The following is a 17,541-nucleotide window of genomic DNA, read 5'->3' on the forward strand; positions in this document are numbered from 1 at the left end:
GACGGTCGCATGAAGGTCGCCATCGCCGGCGCGGGCGCAGTCGGACGCTCCATCGCCCGCGAACTCGTCGATGCCCACGAGGTCACGCTGCTGGAGCGCGATCCCGACCACATCGACGTCGACGCGATCCCGGCCGCGCACTGGCGCCTCGGGGACGCGTGCGAGCTCAGCCTGCTGGAGTCGGTGAACCTGCAGGACTTCGACGTGGTGATCGCCGCGACCGGCGACGACAAGGCCAACGTCGTGCTCAGCCTGCTGTCGAAGACGGAGTTCGCGGTCCCGCGGGTCGTCGCGCGGGTCAACGACCCCCGCAACGAATGGCTCTTCGACGAGGCCTGGGGTGTCGACGTCGCGGTGTCCACGCCACGGATGCTGGCGTCGCTGGTCGAGGAGGCGGTCTCGGTCGGAGACCTGGTGCGGCTGATGGAATTCCGCAAGGGGCAGGCCAACCTGGTCGAGATCACGCTGCCCGACGACACCCCGTGGGGCGGTAAGCCCGTCAAACGCCTGGAATTGCCGCGCGACGCGACACTGGTCACGATCCTGCGGGGTCCGCGGGTGATCGTGCCGGAGCGCGACGAGCCGCTGGAGGGCGGTGACGAGCTGCTGTTCGTGACAGCCGCCGAGGCCGAGGAGGACTTGCGCACGCTGCTGCTGAACCCGCAGCAGCGTTCCTAGGTCGTTCTGCGCGCCGCGTCGTCGGCTTCAGGGTCGGCCGCCTCAGAGTCGGCACTGGCGTCGAGGCCGGCCGCGCGGACGGCCCGCTGGGCCCGCCGGATGGCCAGGTAGGTCACCAGCGCGGCGACCGCCGTCAGCGGCCATCCCATCGCGATGCGGGCGACGCCGAGCCAGCCCGTCTGGTCCGCGTCGTACAGGTGGTGTTGCACGACGAAGCGGGCCGCGAACACCGCCACCCACACCAGCGTCGCCGCGTCGAACGCGAGCACCGCACCGCGGACCTCACGCCAGCGGCGGTCATGGGTGGCCACCCAGCCCCAGATGTAGCCGACCACCGGCCTGCGGATCACGACGGACAGCGCGAACACCACCGCCCAGAGCAGCGACGTCCAGATGCCCAGCAGGAAGTAGCCTTTCGAGGCGCCGACGAGGTAGGCGATGAGCGCGCTGATGCCGACACCGAAGAATCCGGACACGGCGGGCTGGACGGTGTCGCGGCGGTAGAGCCGCCAGATCAGGATCAGGGTTGCCACGCCCAGTGCCGCGCCGATGGCGGGCATCAGGCCGAATGCCGAGGAGACCGGGACGAACACCAGGACCGGCAGGGACGAGTAGATCAGGCCGCTGATGCCGCCCATCTGTTCCAGGACGGCCGCGCCTCGCGGCGGTGGGGTCTGGGTGCCCGGTTCGGTGCCGGGGTCGCTCACTTCTGAATCTCGTAGTGGGGGTTGTAGATCGCCTTCGAACCGTTGTCGAGCTTGCCGACCCGGCCGTGCACCTTCAGGGTGCGCCCTGACTCGATACCGGGGATGCGGCGCTGGCCGAGCCACACCAGCATCACCGAGTCGGTGCCGTCGAACAGTTCGGCCTTGACGCCGCCCGCGCAGCTCTTGCCGTTGCACTCGACGCTGCGCAGGGTGCCGATCATGGTGACTTCCTGCCCGCGTTGACAGTCGATCGCCTTCTGAGCGCCTGTGCTGGCCGCCTCGTCGCTGAGTTCCGCGACGTCGAATTGTTCCGGATCTTCGGTGAGCCGGCGGGTGAGCCGTCGAAGATATCCCTCGGCCGTAGCCATGGCCTCTCCACCTTCTGCCAAGCCTCTGTGGCTTCCCTTTGACCAACGCCACGGTAGACCTGTTGGTTCCGAAGTGCTAACTACGTCAGGGGTGTTGCGTGGGTCTCGGCGAGCGGGCTTCCCCGACCAGGCACGATCAAAACATGGCGGTCAATCTTCGCGGTGTCACCACGGTGCTGCTGCCCGGTACCGGATCCGACGACGACTTCGTCTACCGGGCGTTTTCCACAGCTTTGCACCAGGAAGGCGCGGTAGTGGTGGCGCCGCGACCGCAGCCCGACCGGTTGCTCGACGGCTATCGGGAGGAGCTGACCGACGCGTGGCTGGCCGGTGACCGCGCGCCGATCGCCGTCGGCGGAGTGTCGATCGGCGCCGCGGTGGCGGTGGAATGGGCGTTGCGCCACCCCGGCCACGCGCTCGCCGTGCTGGCGGCGCTGCCCGCCTGGACCGGCGAACCCGATACCGCCCCTGCGGCGCACGCCGCCCGATATTCGGCGGAGTTGCTGCGCCGCGACGGCCTGGTGTCGGCGACCGCGCAGATGCGGGCGAGCAGCCCGCGCTGGCTGGCCGACGAGCTGTCCCGGTCGTGGCTCGGGCAGTGGCCGTCGCTGCCGGACGCGATGGACGAGGCGGCGAGCTACACGGCGCCGACCGCCGTGCAGTTGGAGACGCTGACCGCCCCGCTGGGTGTGGTGTCGGCAACCGACGACGCGGTGCACCCGCTGGAGATCGGGGTCGAGTGGGCGTCCGCGGCGCCCTGCGGAGCACTGCGCACCGTCACGCTCGACGAGATCGGCGCGGACCCGGGCATCCTTGGAGCGATGAGCCTGGCCGCGTTGCGGGAGGCCCAGAGCCGGGCCTGACCGTCAGCCGCCGGTAATAGTCCTCAGCTGCTGCATCGCCGATCCCTCCGTGGTGCGGCGGGCATTCGGCTGCGGCGGCTCCTGCTGCTGCTGGGCGGCCATCTGCTGCTGCTGCGCGGCCGCGGCCTGCTGCTGCGCCGCGGCCAGCTGGGCGGCCATCGGCTCCGGCAGCTGCACCGGCAGCGGCGTACGCACCGGCAGCGGCGTATCGCCACGGCGTACCACGGTGTCGGCCAACGCATCTCGCGCCTGCTCGGACAATACGTCGATCTGCTCGAACGCACCGTTGACCACACAGCGGACCATCCAGCGGTAGCCGTCGACCCCGATGAACCGCACGACGGCGGATCCCTCACCGGCCGAGCCGACGACCTCGCGGCCCCACGGCCCGTCCTCGATGCTGACCTTCGGGGCGTCACGGCGCAGCGAGTCGGCCAGCTCCCCGGCAACCTCGCGCCACAGCCCGGCCGACTTCGGCGCGGCGTATGCGGCGATCGTGAAGCGCCCGTACGGCGTCACCACCCACACCGCGCTCGGTGTGCCCGCTTCGTTGAGTTCGACCTGAACCTGGCCGCCCTCGGGCATCGGAATCAGTACCGAGCCCAGGTCGAGCCGCGCGACCGCGGCATCCGCCGGGTCGTCGAAGTCCTCGATGTCGAACGGGCCTTCCAGCACCTCATCGGTGTCCACCGACGTCACCTCCTCGGGCATGTCCGCCCTCTCGCTCTCGCTCCGGTGTCTACCCATCGTTCTTCCTGGCGCGCTGTCGCCGCTACCTACAGACTGGCATGTCCGCCCGAGGACCCGTAGCCACCGTCGCCGCGAGTCGTATCGGCCAGCCCCGCCTCGTCGAACGAGGTGACCTCGACCAGCTCCGGCAGTTCGACGCGCTGCACCACCAGCTGCGCGATCCGGTCGCCGCGGCTGATGTGGATCGGGGCGGCGGGATCGAGGTTGATCAGGCACACCTTGAGCTCACCGCGGTAGCCCGCGTCGACGGTGCCCGGGCTGTTGACGATCGAAAGCCCAACGCGCGCAGCCAGTCCTGAGCGCGGATGAATGAGTCCCACCATGCCGTGCGGAATCGCCACCGCGACGCCGGTGGGTACCAGCGCCCGCTGCCCCGGGCCCAGTTCGACGTCCTGGGCGCTGTAGAGATCGACGCCCGCGTCGCCGTCATGCGCCCGGCTGGGCATCGGAAGGTCGCGGTCGAGACGAACGACCGCCAGAGAGGTGGACACGACGTCAGAGATTACTCTGAACCGCGTGTCCGAGACGCGCGCCACCGCCCAATCCGTCCGCTACCGCGAGCGATTGTGGGTGCCGCTGTGGTGGTGGCTGCCCGGCCTGGGCATGGCCGCGTTGATCGCGCTGGAGGTCGACCAGGGCGTGAGCGCGCTGCCGGACTGGCTGCCCTACGCCGTGCTGCTGCCTGTCGCCGCGGTCGTGCTGGTCGCGCTCGGCAGGACCGAGGTGCGCGTGGTGTCCGGTGGCGACGGCGCGGAAACGGAACTGTGGGTGGGCAACGCCCATCTGCCCGCCTCGGTGGTGTCGCGGTCGGCGGTGGTGCCCAAATCGGCGAAATCGGCGGCCCTGGGGCGCCAGCTGGACCCGGCCGCGTACGTGGTGCACAAGAGCTGGATCGGCCCGATGGTTCTGCTGGTTCTCGACGATCCGGATGACCCCACGCCGTACTGGTTGATCAGCGCGAGACATCCGGACAAGGTTCTCGCCGCGCTCATCAGCTAGCGCAGCGAGAACCCGGCGGAAGCCGCCGTCAGGCGGCGCAGTCGGTGCAGATCATCATGCCGTTCTTCTCGCTGGCGAGACGGCTGCGATGGTGCACCAAAAAGCAGCTCGAGCAGGTGAACTCGTCCGCCTGCTTGGGAATCACCCGGACCGAGAGCTCCTCACCGGAGAGATCGGCTCCCGGTAGTTCGAAGTTTTCCGCGGATTCGGATTCGTCGACGTCGACGACAGCTGACTGCGCTTCATTGCGCCGTGCCTTGAGTTCCTCTAGGGAATCCTCAGAGACGTCATCAGTCTCAGTGCGCCTTGGGGCGTCGTAGTCGGTGGCCATACCTGTCCCCTCCATGAAGCGTTGCAGCAGTGCTTTGTACCAGCGTCGAACGCTGCCGCCAAATGATTCGTGCCCGGAATGACACCCATTCTACTGTGATTTACATCACAGTACAGATCTCGATGGTTGTAGAGCCGGTCGGTGCCCTGGTGGGGCGGGCTCTAGAGTGCTGGACGTGGTCGCGCAAATCACCGAGGGCACGGCGTTCGACAAACACGGACGCCCGTTCCGCCGTCGCAATGTCATCCCCGGCATCGTGATGTTCGGGTGCCTGGCGGTCGCCGCCCTGATGGTCTGGATGATCGCGCTGTCGCGGCCACCCGAGGTGCCCCAGGCCGCGGTCTGCAACCCGCCGCCCGCACCCACCGAGCCCAACGCCCCGGTGCCCGACCTCGGCGAACAGGTCTCCCGGTCGACGATGCTCGACGTGACGCCGGCCAAACTGGCCGACACCAGGATCCGCGTGCTCAACGCCAGCGGCCAGGGCGGGCAGGCCGGCGCGGTCGCCGGTGAGCTTCGCGATCTCGGGTTCACCGATCCGGAGGCGGCCAACGACCCGATTTACGCCTCCGCGCGGCTGCAGTGCCAGGGCCAGATCCGGTTCGGTCCGGCCGGGCGGGCCGCGGCGGCCTCGCTGTGGCTCGTCGCGCCGTGCACGGAGCTGTTCCAGGACGGCCGTACCGACGACACCGTCGATCTGGCCATCGGCACCGACTTCACCGAGCTGACCCACAGCGACGACATCGACGCGGTGCTGTCGAGCCTGATGCCGGAGGCGACCCAGCCCGCCGATCCCGATCTGCTCGTCAAGGCCCACACCGGCACCTGCTGAGCTCAGCCGGCGCCGCTAGACGTCCAGCGCTCCGGCGCGCGCCAGCGCGGCCTCGAACTGCTCGCGGATCCCCGGCGCGGCCGCGACCATCCGGCCACCGCCCTGCGTCGATTCCGGGGGGCGAACCTGCGCGCCCGCCTCGGCGGCGATCAGCGCGGCTGCGGCCCAATCCCAGACGTGGACGTCGTCCTCGAAGTACGCGTCCAGCCGGCCTGCGGCCACCGAGCACAGATCCAGTGCGCACGAACCGATCCGGCGCAGATCCCGCACCTGCGGCAGCAGCTCCGCGATGATCTCGCCCTGACGCCGACGGTGCTCGCGGTCGTAGGAGAACCCGGTACCGACCAATGCGGTCGACAGATCGGCCGCATTGGAGCACCGCAGCTCGGTGACCACGTCGCCGTGCCGGACCCTGGCCCCGCCACCGAGCGCGGCGGAGTACACCGACCCGGCGGCGACGTCGGCGACCGCGCCCGCGACCGAGGCGCCGTCGCGCCGCACCCCGACCGACACCGCGTACGCGGGGATCCCGTACAGGAAGTTCACCGTGCCGTCGATCGGGTCGAGAACCCAGGTGAGCTGCCCGGGTGCGGCGCCGACGGCGCCGCCCTCCTCCTCACCGAGGATCGCGTCGCCGGGACGCAACTGCGCCAGCCGGTCGCGCAGCAGCCGCTCGGTCTCGGTGTCGACGACGGTCACCGGATCGGTCGAACTGCTCTTGACCCGTACCGCCCCGTCCGTGTCCGCCGAGCCCCGGCCGAACACCTCACCGCGACGGCGGCGCACGAACTCGGCGGCCTCGGTCGCGAGTTGCTCGGCCACCTCACGGAGCAGCGCGGGATCTGTGCCGGGGTTCGTATCGCTCACCGGTCCATCGCAGCACATCCGGGGGCCGGTGGGCGCCGCAGGGGATGCGCGACCGGCCCCCATGACAATTGGTCAGCCGATAGGGTTGGCATCGCGTTCGTCGCCCACCTGCGCAGAGGAGCCCGCATGACCGCCGACGAGTCATCGACCGCAGCTGCGGCCACCGAACCAGGGTCCACCGGTCACCGCCGAGCATTCGGGGTCGACGTCGGCGGCAGCGGCGTCAAGGGCGGCATCGTCGACCTCGACACCGGGGCGCTGATCGGCGAGCGGTTCAAACTGCTGACCCCGCAGCCGGCCACCCCGGAAGCTGTCGCGAAGACCATCGCCGAGGTCGTCCGGCACTTCGGCTGGACCGGCCCGCTCGGGGTCACCTACCCGGGCGTGGTCTCCGACGGGATCGTGCGCACCGCCGCGAACGTCGACAAGGCCTGGATCGGACGCAGCGCCAGGGACGTCATCTCCGCCGAGCTCGACGGGCAGCCGGTCACCGTGCTCAACGACGCCGACGCGGCGGGACTCGCCGAAGAGAAATTCGGTGCCGGACGCGACAACACCGGCGTGATCGTGCTGCTCACGTTCGGCACCGGGATCGGCTCGGCGGTGATCCACAACGGGGTGCTGTTGCCCAACACCGAGTTCGGCCACCTGGAGGTCGGCGGCAAGGAAGCCGAGCATCGCGCCGCGAGCTCGGTGAAGGAACGCAAGGAATGGACGTACGAGCGGTGGACCCGTGAGGTCACAAAAGTGCTGGTCGCCATCGAGAACGCGATCTGGCCGGACCTGTTCATCGCCGGTGGGGGGATCAGCCGCAAGGCCGACAAGTGGATTCCGCTACTGCAGAACCGGGTGCCCGTGGTCGCGGCCACGCTGCAGAACACCGCGGGCATCGTCGGTGCGGCGATGGCCGCCGAGTTCGACGTCACGGCAACCGGTAAGTAGTCGTTTCGGCGTGCTCGCACAGCGGTCAGATTTGCCGCTGTGGTCAGCCGCAACCCAGACTGTCGTTACAATGGTCGACGGCGGCCAACGACCAGACAGCGACGGGGAGATTCAGCCGACCCCGACATGACGCTTTGAGATCGACGCCGACAATCGACATAGCCGAACTTTCGGTGGCGCACGCGTGCGCGCCGAGACCCGCACGACCGAAAGGGTGTACGTGGCAGCGACCAAGGCAAGCCCGGCAACCGACGAGCCGGTGAAGCGCACCGCCGCCAAAGCCCCCGCCAAGAAGGCAGCCGCCAAGAAGGCGCCTGCGAAGAAGGCCGCCAAGGGCGCGCCCGCCAAGGCCACCAAGCCTCGCGCCAAGAAGGCCACCTCCGCCGAGCCCGGTGCCGTCGACGACGATCTGGCCACCGACGACGTCGAGGCCACCGAGGACATCGAACCCGGCGACGACCTGGTCGACGACGGCGACCTGGAACTCGACGACATCGAGGTCGAGGACGACGCCGCCGAGGAGTCCGACGACGACGCCGACGAGGGCGAGGCGGCGCCGAAGGCCGCGAAGGCGGCCAAGGCGACCGACGAGGACGACTCGCTGCCGGAGCCGTCCGAGAAGGACAAGGCCTCCGGCGACTTCGTCTGGGACGAAGAGGAGTCCGAGGCGCTGCGGCAGGCCCGCAAGGACGCCGAGCTCACCGCCTCGGCGGACTCGGTGCGCGCCTACCTCAAGCAGATCGGCAAGGTCGCGCTGCTCAACGCCGAGGAAGAGGTCGAGCTCGCCAAGCGCATCGAGGCCGGCCTGTACTGCACCCAGCTGATGGCCGAGATGGCCGAGCGCGGCGAGAAGCTCACCACCGCCCAGCGCCGCGACTACATGTGGATCTGCCGCGACGGTGACCGCGCGAAAAACCATCTGCTGGAGGCGAACCTGCGACTGGTGGTGTCGCTGGCCAAGCGCTACACCGGCCGCGGCATGGCGTTCCTGGACCTGATCCAGGAGGGCAACCTCGGCCTGATCCGCGCGGTCGAGAAGTTCGACTACACCAAGGGCTACAAGTTCTCCACCTATGCCACCTGGTGGATCCGTCAGGCCATCACCCGCGCGATGGCCGACCAGGCCCGCACCATCCGCATCCCGGTGCACATGGTCGAGGTCATCAACAAGCTCGGCCGCATCCAGCGTGAGCTGCTTCAGGACCTGGGCCGCGAGCCCACTCCCGAAGAGCTGGCCAAGGAGATGGACATCACGCCGGAGAAGGTGCTGGAGATCCAGCAGTACGCGCGTGAGCCGATCTCGCTGGACCAGACCATCGGCGACGAGGGCGATTCGCAGCTCGGCGATTTCATCGAGGACTCCGAGGCGGTCGTGGCCGTCGACGCGGTGTCGTTCACGTTGTTGCAGGATCAGCTGCAGTCGGTGCTGGAGACGCTGTCCGAGCGCGAGGCCGGCGTGGTCCGGCTGCGGTTCGGCCTCACCGACGGCCAGCCGCGCACCCTCGACGAGATCGGTCAGGTCTACGGCGTGACGCGCGAGCGCATCCGTCAGATCGAGAGCAAGACGATGTCGAAATTGCGCCACCCCAGCCGTTCTCAGGTGCTGCGCGACTACCTGGACTAGTCCAAGAATTAATTAAGGCGGCCGCCCTACGGTCGCCGCATGACACAGCAACTGGTCGCCGCACCCGCGTCGGCGCCGTCGGCACCGAAACGGGTTCCGCCCGCCCGGCTGATCCGTGCCCTGGATATCGCGCGGGCCGGGCTGGCCCGCATCCACCGCTCGATGGTTCCCGGGAACATCGCCCTGCTGGAACTCGCCACCGGCGCGTGGACCACCCAGGTGCTCTACGTCGCCGCCAAGCTCGGCATCCCGGACTGTCTGGCCTCGGGCCCGATGCGGGCCGCCGACGTCGCGGTGCGGGTGGGTGCCGATCCCGACGCCGTGCACCGGCTGCTGCGCGCGATGGCCAGCCGCGGGGCGCTGCGGGAGCGCCGCGACGGTCGCTTCGCCCTCACCGCCGTCGGTGACGCGTTGCGCTCCGACAGCGAGGGATCCCTGCGCGACATGGTGCTGTTCATCGGCCATCCGGCCCGCTGGGCGGACTGGGGCGCGCTGTCGTACTCGGTGCAGACCGGCCAACCCGCCGCCGACATGCTGCGCGGCATGCCGTTCTTCGAATACCTCGACACCGACCCGGAATTCGCGGCGGTGTTCAACGATGCGATGACCGCCGTCAGCGGCTTGTCCAACGAGATCGCCTTGCAGGCCTACGACTTCACCGCGGCCCGGCTGATCGTCGACGTCGGTGGTGGACACGGCGCGGTGCTGAGCCGCATCCTGCAGAGCGCGCCCGCGGCTGCAGGGGTCCTCTACGACCTGCCCGCTGTCGTGGCGGGAGCGCCGCCGCTGCTGACCGCGGCCGGTGTCGCCGACCGGTGCACGGTCACCGGCGGCTCGTTCCTGGACTCGGTGCCCTCGGGTGGCGACCTGTACGTGATGAAGAACGTCATCCACGACTGGAACGACGCGGACAGCGCGACGATCCTGCGCAACATCCGCGCCGCGATCGCCGACGGCGGAACCCTGCTGCTGTTGGAGATGGTGCTTCCGCCCCGGGCCACGTCGTTCATCGGGCACATGCTCGACCTGGAGATGCTGCTGATGCTGCACGGCAAGGAACGCACTCGAGCTCAGTACTCGGAATTGTTGCGCGCCAATGGTTTCGAGCTGCGCCGGGTGATCCCGACGGTGAGCCCGCTGTCACTCCTGGAGGCCCGCGCGATCTAGCCCGGGTCAGCGCTTCCGCTCGCGCACCTTGTAGGTCGACGGCCAGGACTCGCGGGTCTCGTCGCCGACGAGTGGCACGCCCTTGGAGCCGATCCTGATGTCGTAGGCCTCCTTGCCCGCGCCGACCTCACGGTTGGCGTGCTCGGTGGCCAGGTATATCAGCTGGTCGATCTCGGCTTCGGCGAACGCGACGAAGGTGGTCTTGCGGACGATCTCCTCCGCAGGCGGCACCATCCGGTCCGGCAGGATCCGCGTCAGCAACGCCGCGACGGCCAGCAGCGCGAACGGCACCACCCAGTAGCAGACGAACGACAGCGGCGTCTCGGTGTCCAGGATGGTCGCGTCGCCGTCCACGATCGGTGGAATCGCCGACGACAGCGTCATACCGGCGAACGCGGCGATCCAGATCCACGTCAGCACCGACGTGATGCGTTGGAAGGTCTCGTTCTCGATGACCTCCTTGGGCTGACCCACCACGGCGAACTCCCGGATGAAGGGTCGCCCGATGAGCGCACCGACCAACGCGACGACGAAGATGCCCGCATTGCTCAGCGGCTGCAGCCACTGCTCCATGAACGACGCGCTGACGGTGAAGGTGAGCACCGTGAGGATCGCGAACACGACGACGGCGCCGGCCTCCAGCGTGCGCCCCGGCGATCCGGAGACCCGCGCCGCGACCACCGCGGCCACGGACACCGCGAGTGCGATCAGCACGGCGGTGGGGAACGGGACGTTGCCGACGAGAACCCAGTAGACGAGCCACGGCGCGAAACCAAAGATGATGCCCACGGCAGGCAGTGTATTGAGTCACGCCGCGCCGTGGCAGCGTCCTATGTCACAAATGAGAATGCCACTCTTTACCCGCGGCGCCGCGGATCACGCGTCGAGCGGCGCGAATCGGCCGTCGTCGTCCGGCCGGTATGTGGTGACACTGATCACAGCTTCGGCAGGTAGAGAACCGTACAGATGTGGGAACACCATGCCATCGGGATCGGTCGGGACCCCCGGCTCCCAGCGGACAGGAGAGCCCACGCGTGCGGGATCGATGCGTAGCAGCACCAGATCGGAACGGCCGGCGTAGAGCCGGTTCGCCGGCAGGTGCACCTGCGCTGGACTCGACAGATGCACGAAACCGACGGTCCGCAGCGAGTCCGGTTCGTGAGATCCGGTGCGCTGGGCGGCAGCCCACTCCTGTTCGGTGCACAGGTGGACGAGGACGTCTGGCTGCGAACCCATTTGCGTGCACCCCTGTCTCGGTAACGCCGGCATCCGTGAGACACGACACACCGGTAAACCCCCGGGGAACAAGGCTGGATCCCCAAGCGTCTGACAGAGTAGATGTACGTCGCTACCACCCAATGGAGGTGCCATGACCGCAACGCTCACCAGCCCTGAATTGACCAAGGCTGATCGCTGCGACCGTTGTGGGGCCGCGGCCCGGGTACGGGCCAAGCTTCCCTCGGGTGGTGAGTTGCTGTTCTGCCAGCATCACGCCAACGAGCACGAGGCCAGGCTCATCGAGCTCGCCGCGGTCATCGAAGTGAGCCCGCTGCAGCCGTAGTCCCACCCATCGGCAATGCTGTTCTGGTCATGAGTGACCAGACAGCGTTGCCGCCGGGACGGCCTCCCGCGAAAGCCAGGCCATCGCGCCACCACATCCGGCACATCACCGCCCGAACGTTGGGCAAAAGCTGGGACGATTCGATTTTTTCCGAGTCGGCTCAGGCTGCCTTCTGGTGCGCGCTGTCACTGCCACCACTGCTGCTGGGCATGCTCGGCAGCCTCGCCTACATCGCCCCCCTGTTCGGCCCGGACACACTGCCGACCATCGAGAACCAGCTCATCAGCCTCGCGGGAAGGTTCTTCTCCCCCAACGTCGTCGGCGAGATCATCGAACCGACGGTGCGCGACATCGTCCAAGGCGCCCGGGGCGAGGTGGTCTCGCTCGGTTTCGTGATCTCGTTGTGGGCGGGCTCATCGGCGATCTCGGCGTTCGTCGACTCGATCACCGAAGCCCACGACCAGACACCGCTGCGACACCCGGTCCGGCAGCGCTTCTACGCGCTCGGCCTCTACGTGGTGATGCTGATCGGCGCCATCATCACCGCGCCGTTTCTGGCACTCGGTCCGCGCAAGGTCGCGGAGTTCATCCCCGACAGCTGGGACACCGGCCTGCGCTTCGCCTACTACCCAGTGCTGTTCGTCGCGCTGGTGATCGCGGTGAACATCCTCTACAGGGTGTCGCTTCCGAAACCGCTGCCGACGCACCGGCTTCTGCTCGGATCGGTGCTCGCCGCGGTCGTCTTCCTGATCGCGACCTGGGGCCTGCGGGTGTACCTGACGTGGATCACCAGCACCGGATACACGTACGGCGCGCTCGCGACGCCGATCGCTTTCCTGCTGTTCGCGTTCTTCCTCGGCTTCGCGATCATGATCGGCGCCGAACTGAATGCCGCCATCGAAGAGGAATGGCCCGCGCCCGACACCCACGCCACCCGGCTGCGGTTCTGGCTCAAGGCCAAAGCCGAATCACGCAACGGGAATGGCAGCGGCGCTACGTCTTGAGCTGTTCGTAGATCCGCTTGCAGTCGGGGCACACCGGGGAACCCGGCTTCGCCGAACGGGTCACCGGGAACACCTCGCCGCACAACGCGACGACGTGGGTGCCCATCACCGCGCTTTCGGCGATCTTGTCCTTCTTGACGTAGTGGAAGAACTTGGGAGTGTCGTTGTCAGTCCCGTCGTCGACGCGTTCGTCGGTGTCGGTGCGTTCGATCGTCTGGGTGTCCATGGCCCCTATTCTGCCTGGCCATCAATCGGTAAGAAACGCGATGGGCACACCTGCGCCGACATGTGGAACAGTGGAGGTATGAACGCCGGATTGAACCACTGATCTAGTGCGTGACTCCGAACTGAGTTTCGACGACGAGGGCCGCCCGGTTCTGATCACCCGGGCCGCGCTCGCCTACGAGGAACAGCACCGCCAACGGGTCCGGAAGTACCTGACGCTGATGGCGTTCCGGATCCCGGCACTGGTGCTGGCCGCCGTCGCCTACAGCATCTGGCACAACGGCTTGATCTCGCTGGCGATCATCGTGGTCTCGATCCCGTTGCCGTGGATGGCGGTGCTGATCGCCAACGACCGGCCGCCGCGCAGCGCCGAGGAGCCCCGCCGCTACGACGCACCCCGCAGGATCCCGTTGTTCCCGACGGCCGAGCGCCCCGCTATCGAGCAGCACCATCCCGGCGCGCCGCAACCAGGCAGCCGCGATGCGCGCGGTGAGACCGCCGGCTGAGCGGCTTCTGGGCCTATTCTCAGCACATTCTCAGGTCAGGGTCTGAAAACCGCAGATCAGGACGTGTGAACCTCCGAAAAGGTGGGAACTCTTTGCCCGCTCCGGGCGTTGTAGCTCGTGAAAGTTCCACCCGATCAGGAGGCCGTCATGGCAAATGCCACCACCAGCCGCATCGACCAAGATCTGGATGCTCAAAGCCCCGCCGCTGACCTGGTGCGCGTATACCTGAACGGCATCGGAAAGACCGCTCTGCTCAACGCCGCCGACGAAGTCGAGCTGGCCAAGCGGATCGAGGCCGGTCTCTACGCGCAGCATCTGCTGGCGACGAAGAAGCGATTGGGCGAAAACCGCAAGCGTGACCTCGCTGCGGTGGTTCGAGACGGTGAGGCGGCGCGGCGGCATCTGCTGGAGGCGAACCTCCGGCTGGTGGTGTCGCTGGCCAAGCGCTACACCGGGCGCGGTATGCCGCTGCTGGATCTGATCCAGGAGGGCAACCTGGGCCTGATCCGCGCGATGGAGAAGTTCGACTACGCCAAGGGATTCAAGTTCTCGACGTACGCGACGTGGTGGATCCGACAGGCCATCACCCGAGGCATGGCCGACCAGAGCCGCACCATCCGGCTGCCCGTCCACCTGGTCGAGCAGGTCAACAAGCTCGCGCGGATCAAACGCGAGATGCATCAGAACCTGGGCCGTGAGGCCACCGACGAGGAACTCGCCGAGGAATCCGGCATCCCGGTGGAGAAGATCACCGACCTGCTCGAGCACAGCCGCGACCCGGTGAGCCTCGACATGCCCGTCGGCAGCGACGAGGAGGCCCCGCTGGGCGACTTCATCGAAGACGCCGAGGCCATGTCGGCGGAGAACGCGGTGATCTCCGAGCTCCTGCACACCGACATCCGCTACGTGCTGGCCACGCTCGACGAGCGCGAGCAGCAGGTCATCCGGCTGCGCTTCGGCCTCGACGACGGCCAGCCGCGCACGCTCGACCAGATCGGCAAGCTGTTCGGGCTGTCCCGTGAGCGGGTCCGCCAGATCGAGCGCGAAGTTATGGCCAAGCTCCGCAACGGTGAGCGCGCCGACCGGCTCCGCTCCTACGCCAGCTGAGCGACCCGCCGGCATCGACTGCGAAAGGCCCGCCGAGAACTTCGGCGGGCCTTTTCCGTCGCCCGTGGTGTAACCCGTGTCGCGTCAGGAAGGACCGCTGTGGGCCTGCGCGGCCGGTAGACTCCTGTGGGACGGAGGGTGTGCAATGAACGATCTAGTCGATACCACCGAGATGTATCTGCGGACGATCTACGACCTCGAGGAAGAGGGCGTGATCCCACTGCGCGCGCGCATCGCGGAGCGTCTCGAGCAGAGTGGCCCCACCGTCAGCCAGACCGTCTCCCGGATGGAACGCGACGGCCTGCTTCACGTCGCCGGTGACCGGCATCTCGAACTGACCGACAAGGGCCGCGCGCTCGCGGTCGCGGTGATGCGCAAGCACCGGCTCGCCGAGCGCCTTCTCGTCGACGTCATCGGTCTGCCGTGGGAGGAAGTGCACGCCGAGGCCTGCCGCTGGGAGCACGTGATGAGCGTCGACGTCGAACGGCGCCTCGTGCAGGTCCTCAACAACCCCACCACCTCTCCGTTCGGCAATCCCATCCCGGGCCTGTCCGAGCTCGGTGTCGGCGACGATCTCAGCGACGAGGCACTGAGCCTGGTCCGGCTCACCGAACTACCCGCCGGCATGCCCGTCGCGGTGGTGGTGCGCCAGCTGACCGAGCACGTGCAGGGCGACGTCGAGCTGATCGCCCGGCTCAAGGACGCCGGCGTCGTGCCGAATGCCCGTGTGACGGTGGAGACCAACGACCACGGCGGCGTCATGATCGTCATCCCCGGCCACGAGCAGGTCGAGTTGCCGCACGAGATGGCCCACGCGGTCAAGGTCGAAAAGGTCTGATTCGCTAGCCTGCCCGCCGCCCGAACATCCGGCGCGCGGGCAGTTGCACGCCCAGCTGCTTGGCGAGCCGATAGCCGGTGGTTGCCAGTTCGCGGATCTGCTCGGGCCGCATCCCGGCCTGCAACGCCTGGTCGAGCATCGCGGCCATCCTGTTCGGTGCTCCCCGCAGTGCCGCGTCCAGCGAGATACCCGCGAGCGGGCCGTCACCGCGCGCATACGCCGAAAAGGCAAGCAAAACCAGCGCTTCCACCCGCCACGGCTCCGGCAGGGTGCGCGACAGCTCTGCCCACAGCGACTCGGCCGGCCCCGCACCGTCGCCGACCGCCAGCGCGTAGAGAGTGTCGCGCACCCGCGTGTCGGTCAACGCCCAGGCGAGCCGGCCGAGGTCGGTGTCGGTCAACGGCTCCCCCGCCTCGTAGCGCCGGGCGCAGGCCAGCGCGTGTTCGATGTCGCGGCGCGCCGCCGAGTCCGGCCGCATCCGGTCCGGCGGCCGCGCAGACCCGATGACGGTCTCCAGCATCGCGGTACGCGCGGGATCTCTGGTCGCGACGACCTCCACCAGATCCTCGCGCCGGGTGTAGAGCCGGCGACCGTCCAGTACCGCGGCCAGCGCCGTGGGCGACGCTGTCGGGTCGTCGACCACGCCCGACCGGCCACAGCCGTCCACGCAGTACCAGCGCGCCCCGGCCGCGACCTCGGGGACGACGTGGGCCGCCACCAATTCGACGCCGCGGCGCGCCAATTCGGCGCTCAGCGTCCGGGTCAGTCCGCGGTGCTCGTCGACGCACGACGGGCACCCGGCGCCCTCGTCGTCGACGACGACCGCGATCGCGATCTCAGCCCCCGACGCCGCGGCCAGCTCGGCCAGCTCACGAAGCCGCTGCGGCGACTGTTCGGACAGGTCGCCGCGCAGGACCGCGCCCAGCTCGCCGTCGGCGGCGGTGAGCACGACCAGTGAGGCCACCGGTATGAAGCCGAGAACCGCGGGCAGCGCCGCGATCAACGCGCCGGGACAGTCGAGCGAGGTGTCGGGATGATTTCCGGGGTGATGTGGTGAGGACATACCGCCAACCTCGCAACCGGTGCCGACGTCGGCGGCCCGACTGCTGCGCCGCGCCGCGCATCTGGGGATGAATTCGGATCTGGGGATGGCGACCGACACTCCCGGGCGCGGCCGCGGGTGCGTCAATTGCAGCCGTCGTCGAACGAGTCGGGTGGTGTGTCGCCGGGCCCGCCGGCTTCAGCCCTCGACAGCAGCAGGTCCAGCGCCGCGCCGAACGGCGGCGAGTAGGAGGTCTCCTCGACGCAGCCCCCGCCGTCGAGACCGCCGACCAGACCCGACACCGTGGATCCCGAGACCCACGGTGCGCCCGAGAATCCCGCGACCACCCCGTCGCAGTGCAGTTCAGGGAATCCCTCGCGCGCACCGGCTGTCGCGGCCGCGCATGCGACGGGCCCGCCCCCGACACCGGCCGGGTAGCCCGTCACCGTGAACTCACGTCCCGGCCCTGGCGCGGTACCCAGCCGGAACCCGCTGCCGACGACGGTGTCCAGCCGCGCTCCGTCGTCGCGGCTGACCCGCACGACCGCGAAGTCGGCCGCGGGATCCTGGTCGGTGACCCAGCGCGGGTCCAGGTACACGGCGTCGACGCGCCATCTGCCGGCGTCGCCGGCGTCCTCCTCCTCGGTGTAGCCGGGGACGAACGTGGTGTCCACGCCCTCGGCGACACAGTGCGCGGCGGTCAGGATCACATCCGCCGACGCCGCCAGCACCGCGCCGGTGCACACGTGCACGTCGTCGCCGATGAACAGGGCCCCGATGCGGGGATCGGGGCGGGCAGCCTGCGCCGTCGGCGGCGCAGGCGACGGTACCGCCGGTGGCGCCTCGGGACCGGCGCAACCGGCGAGCACGGTCAGCAGCGTGGCGCCGGCGATCAGCCGCAGTGCGGCGCGGAGGGCTCGTCGCATGTATCCATCGTGCCCGCGGCCTGTTTCCGCACGGTTGCGGCGGGGAATGCCGAACCACTGCGGAAATTCACGTCTGCGTGCGGGCGTTCGAACACATGGGTGACACCACACGCCATCCAGCGGCGGCCACGTCAGGGGCGTGCGGGACACTTGTGGTTCGCGGCCCCGGTCGAGCACCAGATCTGGGACGCGTCGAGGCGAGGA

The 17,541-nt window shown here is 68.8% G+C and carries 23 protein-coding genes; 12 read left to right on the forward strand and 11 right to left on the reverse strand.

What is annotated here, in order from left to right:
* Window positions 1-9 precede the first annotated feature (9 nt).
* Window positions 10-678, forward strand: a complete 669-nt coding sequence (locus tag NTM_RS23695; RefSeq protein WP_104861435.1) for a potassium channel family protein — start codon at window positions 10-12, stop codon at window positions 676-678.
* On the opposite strand, the gene NTM_RS23700 is transcribed toward NTM_RS23695, so the two are convergent.
* Window positions 675-1,385 carry a DUF3159 domain-containing protein gene (locus tag NTM_RS23700; protein ID WP_163768394.1) on the reverse strand — a complete coding sequence of 237 codons (711 nt, stop codon included), beginning with the start codon at window positions 1,383-1,385 and terminating at the stop codon, window positions 675-677. The two genes, NTM_RS23695 and NTM_RS23700, sit on opposite strands and share 4 nt — an antisense overlap.
* Window positions 1,382-1,753 carry an OB-fold nucleic acid binding domain-containing protein gene (locus NTM_RS23705; RefSeq protein ID WP_104861433.1) on the reverse strand — a complete coding sequence of 124 codons (372 nt, stop codon included), beginning with the start codon at window positions 1,751-1,753 and terminating at the stop codon, window positions 1,382-1,384. The genes NTM_RS23700 and NTM_RS23705 overlap by 4 nt, the downstream gene beginning before the upstream one ends.
* 143 nt (window positions 1,754-1,896) lie before the next feature.
* Here NTM_RS23705 and NTM_RS23710 point away from each other — a divergent pair, with 143 nt between their 5' ends.
* A complete protein-coding gene (locus tag NTM_RS23710; RefSeq protein ID WP_163768396.1) occupies window positions 1,897-2,616 on the forward strand; it encodes an alpha/beta hydrolase in 720 nt (239 codons plus the stop codon).
* A 3-nt stretch (window positions 2,617-2,619) separates the two neighbouring features.
* Here NTM_RS23710 and NTM_RS23715 read toward each other — a convergent pair whose 3' ends face one another.
* Together NTM_RS23715 and dut are read right to left on the reverse strand one after the other, a co-directional pair.
* Entirely contained in the window at window positions 2,620-3,363 is a 744-nt protein-coding gene (locus tag NTM_RS23715) for a DUF3710 domain-containing protein (protein WP_163768399.1), read from the reverse strand.
* Window positions 3,364-3,392: 29 nt separating this feature from the next.
* Window positions 3,393-3,857: a dUTP diphosphatase gene (gene dut / locus NTM_RS23720; RefSeq protein ID WP_104861430.1), complete on the reverse strand. Its 465-nt coding sequence runs from the start codon at window positions 3,855-3,857 to the stop codon at window positions 3,393-3,395.
* A 25-nt stretch (window positions 3,858-3,882) separates the two neighbouring features.
* On the opposite strand from dut, the gene NTM_RS23725 reads away from it, so the two are divergent.
* Window positions 3,883-4,365 (forward strand): DUF3093 domain-containing protein, encoded by a 483-nt coding sequence (locus tag NTM_RS23725; RefSeq protein ID WP_083146295.1) that lies wholly within the window; start codon window positions 3,883-3,885, stop codon window positions 4,363-4,365.
* 28 nt (window positions 4,366-4,393) lie between these two features.
* Here the strand turns inward: NTM_RS23725 and NTM_RS23730 are convergent, their stop codons facing one another.
* Window positions 4,394-4,696, reverse strand: coding sequence for a DUF4193 domain-containing protein (locus tag NTM_RS23730; protein ID WP_003933994.1), 303 nt, complete (start codon window positions 4,694-4,696; stop codon window positions 4,394-4,396).
* A gap of 175 nt (window positions 4,697-4,871) precedes the next feature.
* Here NTM_RS23730 and cei point away from each other — a divergent pair, with 175 nt between their 5' ends.
* A complete protein-coding gene (cei, locus tag NTM_RS23735; RefSeq protein WP_161499444.1) occupies window positions 4,872-5,528 on the forward strand; it encodes an envelope integrity protein Cei in 657 nt (218 codons plus the stop codon).
* Between the two features lie 15 nt (window positions 5,529-5,543).
* Here cei and NTM_RS23740 read toward each other — a convergent pair whose 3' ends face one another.
* Window positions 5,544-6,413, reverse strand: coding sequence for an inositol monophosphatase family protein (locus NTM_RS23740; protein WP_163768402.1), 870 nt, complete (start codon window positions 6,411-6,413; stop codon window positions 5,544-5,546).
* Window positions 6,414-6,521: 108 nt separating this feature from the next.
* Between NTM_RS23740 and ppgK the strand changes: the two genes are divergently transcribed.
* From ppgK to NTM_RS23755, 3 genes are all read left to right on the forward strand, one after another.
* A complete protein-coding gene (gene ppgK / locus NTM_RS23745; protein WP_163768405.1) occupies window positions 6,522-7,337 on the forward strand; it encodes a polyphosphate--glucose phosphotransferase in 816 nt (271 codons plus the stop codon).
* Window positions 7,338-7,557: 220 nt separating this feature from the next.
* Window positions 7,558-8,961 (forward strand): RNA polymerase sigma factor, encoded by a 1,404-nt coding sequence (locus tag NTM_RS23750; RefSeq protein ID WP_232079824.1) that lies wholly within the window; start codon window positions 7,558-7,560, stop codon window positions 8,959-8,961.
* Window positions 8,962-9,000: 39 nt separating this feature from the next.
* On the forward strand, window positions 9,001-10,128 hold the full coding sequence (locus NTM_RS23755; RefSeq protein ID WP_163768411.1) for a methyltransferase: 1,128 nt from the start codon (window positions 9,001-9,003) through the stop codon (window positions 10,126-10,128).
* A gap of 6 nt (window positions 10,129-10,134) precedes the next feature.
* On the opposite strand, the gene NTM_RS23760 is transcribed toward NTM_RS23755, so the two are convergent.
* A complete protein-coding gene (locus NTM_RS23760; RefSeq protein ID WP_104861424.1) occupies window positions 10,135-10,917 on the reverse strand; it encodes a hypothetical protein in 783 nt (260 codons plus the stop codon).
* A gap of 87 nt (window positions 10,918-11,004) precedes the next feature.
* Window positions 11,005-11,364: a DUF952 domain-containing protein gene (locus NTM_RS23765; protein ID WP_163768413.1), complete on the reverse strand. Its 360-nt coding sequence runs from the start codon at window positions 11,362-11,364 to the stop codon at window positions 11,005-11,007.
* A gap of 133 nt (window positions 11,365-11,497) precedes the next feature.
* On the opposite strand from NTM_RS23765, the gene NTM_RS23770 reads away from it, so the two are divergent.
* Window positions 11,498-11,689 (forward strand): DUF7455 domain-containing protein, encoded by a 192-nt coding sequence (locus NTM_RS23770; RefSeq protein ID WP_083146903.1) that lies wholly within the window; start codon window positions 11,498-11,500, stop codon window positions 11,687-11,689.
* Between the two features lie 29 nt (window positions 11,690-11,718).
* Window positions 11,719-12,693 carry a YihY/virulence factor BrkB family protein gene (locus NTM_RS23775; protein ID WP_104861422.1) on the forward strand — a complete coding sequence of 325 codons (975 nt, stop codon included), beginning with the start codon at window positions 11,719-11,721 and terminating at the stop codon, window positions 12,691-12,693.
* On the opposite strand, the gene NTM_RS23780 is transcribed toward NTM_RS23775, so the two are convergent.
* Complete coding sequence (locus tag NTM_RS23780) at window positions 12,683-12,919, reverse strand: DUF3039 domain-containing protein (protein ID WP_083146905.1); 237 nt, start codon at window positions 12,917-12,919, stop codon at window positions 12,683-12,685. The genes NTM_RS23775 and NTM_RS23780 overlap by 11 nt on opposite strands.
* A gap of 106 nt (window positions 12,920-13,025) precedes the next feature.
* Between NTM_RS23780 and NTM_RS23785 the strand changes: the two genes are divergently transcribed.
* The 3 genes from NTM_RS23785 to NTM_RS23795 all read left to right on the forward strand — a co-directional run bounded on the left by NTM_RS23785 (window position 13,026) and on the right by NTM_RS23795 (window position 15,369).
* Window positions 13,026-13,424, forward strand: a complete 399-nt coding sequence (locus NTM_RS23785) for a DUF3099 domain-containing protein (protein ID WP_104861421.1) — start codon at window positions 13,026-13,028, stop codon at window positions 13,422-13,424.
* Between the two features lie 147 nt (window positions 13,425-13,571).
* Window positions 13,572-14,531: a sigma-70 family RNA polymerase sigma factor gene (locus tag NTM_RS23790; RefSeq protein WP_104861420.1), complete on the forward strand. Its 960-nt coding sequence runs from the start codon at window positions 13,572-13,574 to the stop codon at window positions 14,529-14,531.
* A 145-nt stretch (window positions 14,532-14,676) separates the two neighbouring features.
* Window positions 14,677-15,369, forward strand: a complete 693-nt coding sequence (locus NTM_RS23795) for an iron-dependent transcriptional repressor DtxR (RefSeq protein ID WP_083146908.1) — start codon at window positions 14,677-14,679, stop codon at window positions 15,367-15,369.
* 4 nt (window positions 15,370-15,373) lie between these two features.
* On the opposite strand, the gene NTM_RS23800 is transcribed toward NTM_RS23795, so the two are convergent.
* Together NTM_RS23800 and NTM_RS23805 are read right to left on the reverse strand one after the other, a co-directional pair.
* A complete protein-coding gene (locus tag NTM_RS23800) occupies window positions 15,374-16,432 on the reverse strand; it encodes a DUF4192 domain-containing protein (RefSeq protein ID WP_163768416.1) in 1,059 nt (352 codons plus the stop codon).
* A 122-nt stretch (window positions 16,433-16,554) separates the two neighbouring features.
* Window positions 16,555-17,337: a trypsin-like serine peptidase gene (locus tag NTM_RS23805; RefSeq protein WP_104861419.1), complete on the reverse strand. Its 783-nt coding sequence runs from the start codon at window positions 17,335-17,337 to the stop codon at window positions 16,555-16,557.
* Between the last annotated feature and the right edge of the window lie 204 nt (window positions 17,338-17,541).

The sequence above is a fragment of the Mycolicibacterium parafortuitum genome (assembly GCF_010725485.1).
Classification (GTDB): domain Bacteria; phylum Actinomycetota; class Actinomycetes; order Mycobacteriales; family Mycobacteriaceae; genus Mycobacterium.

What these genes read in the sequence shown, in the direction of transcription:
- NTM_RS23805 (WP_104861419.1), bottom strand. Translation starts at nt 17,337, where the DNA reads ATGCGACGAGCCCTCCGCGCCGCACTGCGGCTGATCGCCGGCGCCACG.
- NTM_RS23710 (WP_163768396.1), top strand. Translation starts at nt 1,897, where the DNA reads ATGGCGGTCAATCTTCGCGGTGTCACCACGGTGCTGCTGCCCGGTACC.
- NTM_RS23770 (WP_083146903.1), top strand. Translation starts at nt 11,498, where the DNA reads ATGACCGCAACGCTCACCAGCCCTGAATTGACCAAGGCTGATCGCTGC.
- NTM_RS23775 (WP_104861422.1), top strand. Translation starts at nt 11,719, where the DNA reads ATGAGTGACCAGACAGCGTTGCCGCCGGGACGGCCTCCCGCGAAAGCC.
- NTM_RS23715 (WP_163768399.1), bottom strand. Translation starts at nt 3,363, where the DNA reads ATGGGTAGACACCGGAGCGAGAGCGAGAGGGCGGACATGCCCGAGGAG.
- NTM_RS23730 (WP_003933994.1), bottom strand. Translation starts at nt 4,696, where the DNA reads ATGGCCACCGACTACGACGCCCCAAGGCGCACTGAGACTGATGACGTC.
- NTM_RS23765 (WP_163768413.1), bottom strand. Translation starts at nt 11,364, where the DNA reads ATGGGTTCGCAGCCAGACGTCCTCGTCCACCTGTGCACCGAACAGGAG.
- NTM_RS23790 (WP_104861420.1), top strand. Translation starts at nt 13,572, where the DNA reads ATGGCAAATGCCACCACCAGCCGCATCGACCAAGATCTGGATGCTCAA.
- NTM_RS23795 (WP_083146908.1), top strand. Translation starts at nt 14,677, where the DNA reads ATGAACGATCTAGTCGATACCACCGAGATGTATCTGCGGACGATCTAC.
- NTM_RS23780 (WP_083146905.1), bottom strand. Translation starts at nt 12,919, where the DNA reads ATGGACACCCAGACGATCGAACGCACCGACACCGACGAACGCGTCGAC.
- NTM_RS23800 (WP_163768416.1), bottom strand. Translation starts at nt 16,432, where the DNA reads ATGTCCTCACCACATCACCCCGGAAATCATCCCGACACCTCGCTCGAC.
- NTM_RS23755 (WP_163768411.1), top strand. Translation starts at nt 9,001, where the DNA reads ATGACACAGCAACTGGTCGCCGCACCCGCGTCGGCGCCGTCGGCACCG.
- NTM_RS23695 (WP_104861435.1), top strand. Translation starts at nt 10, where the DNA reads ATGAAGGTCGCCATCGCCGGCGCGGGCGCAGTCGGACGCTCCATCGCC.
- ppgK (WP_163768405.1), top strand. Translation starts at nt 6,522, where the DNA reads ATGACCGCCGACGAGTCATCGACCGCAGCTGCGGCCACCGAACCAGGG.
- NTM_RS23740 (WP_163768402.1), bottom strand. Translation starts at nt 6,413, where the DNA reads ATGTGCTGCGATGGACCGGTGAGCGATACGAACCCCGGCACAGATCCC.
- NTM_RS23705 (WP_104861433.1), bottom strand. Translation starts at nt 1,753, where the DNA reads ATGGCTACGGCCGAGGGATATCTTCGACGGCTCACCCGCCGGCTCACC.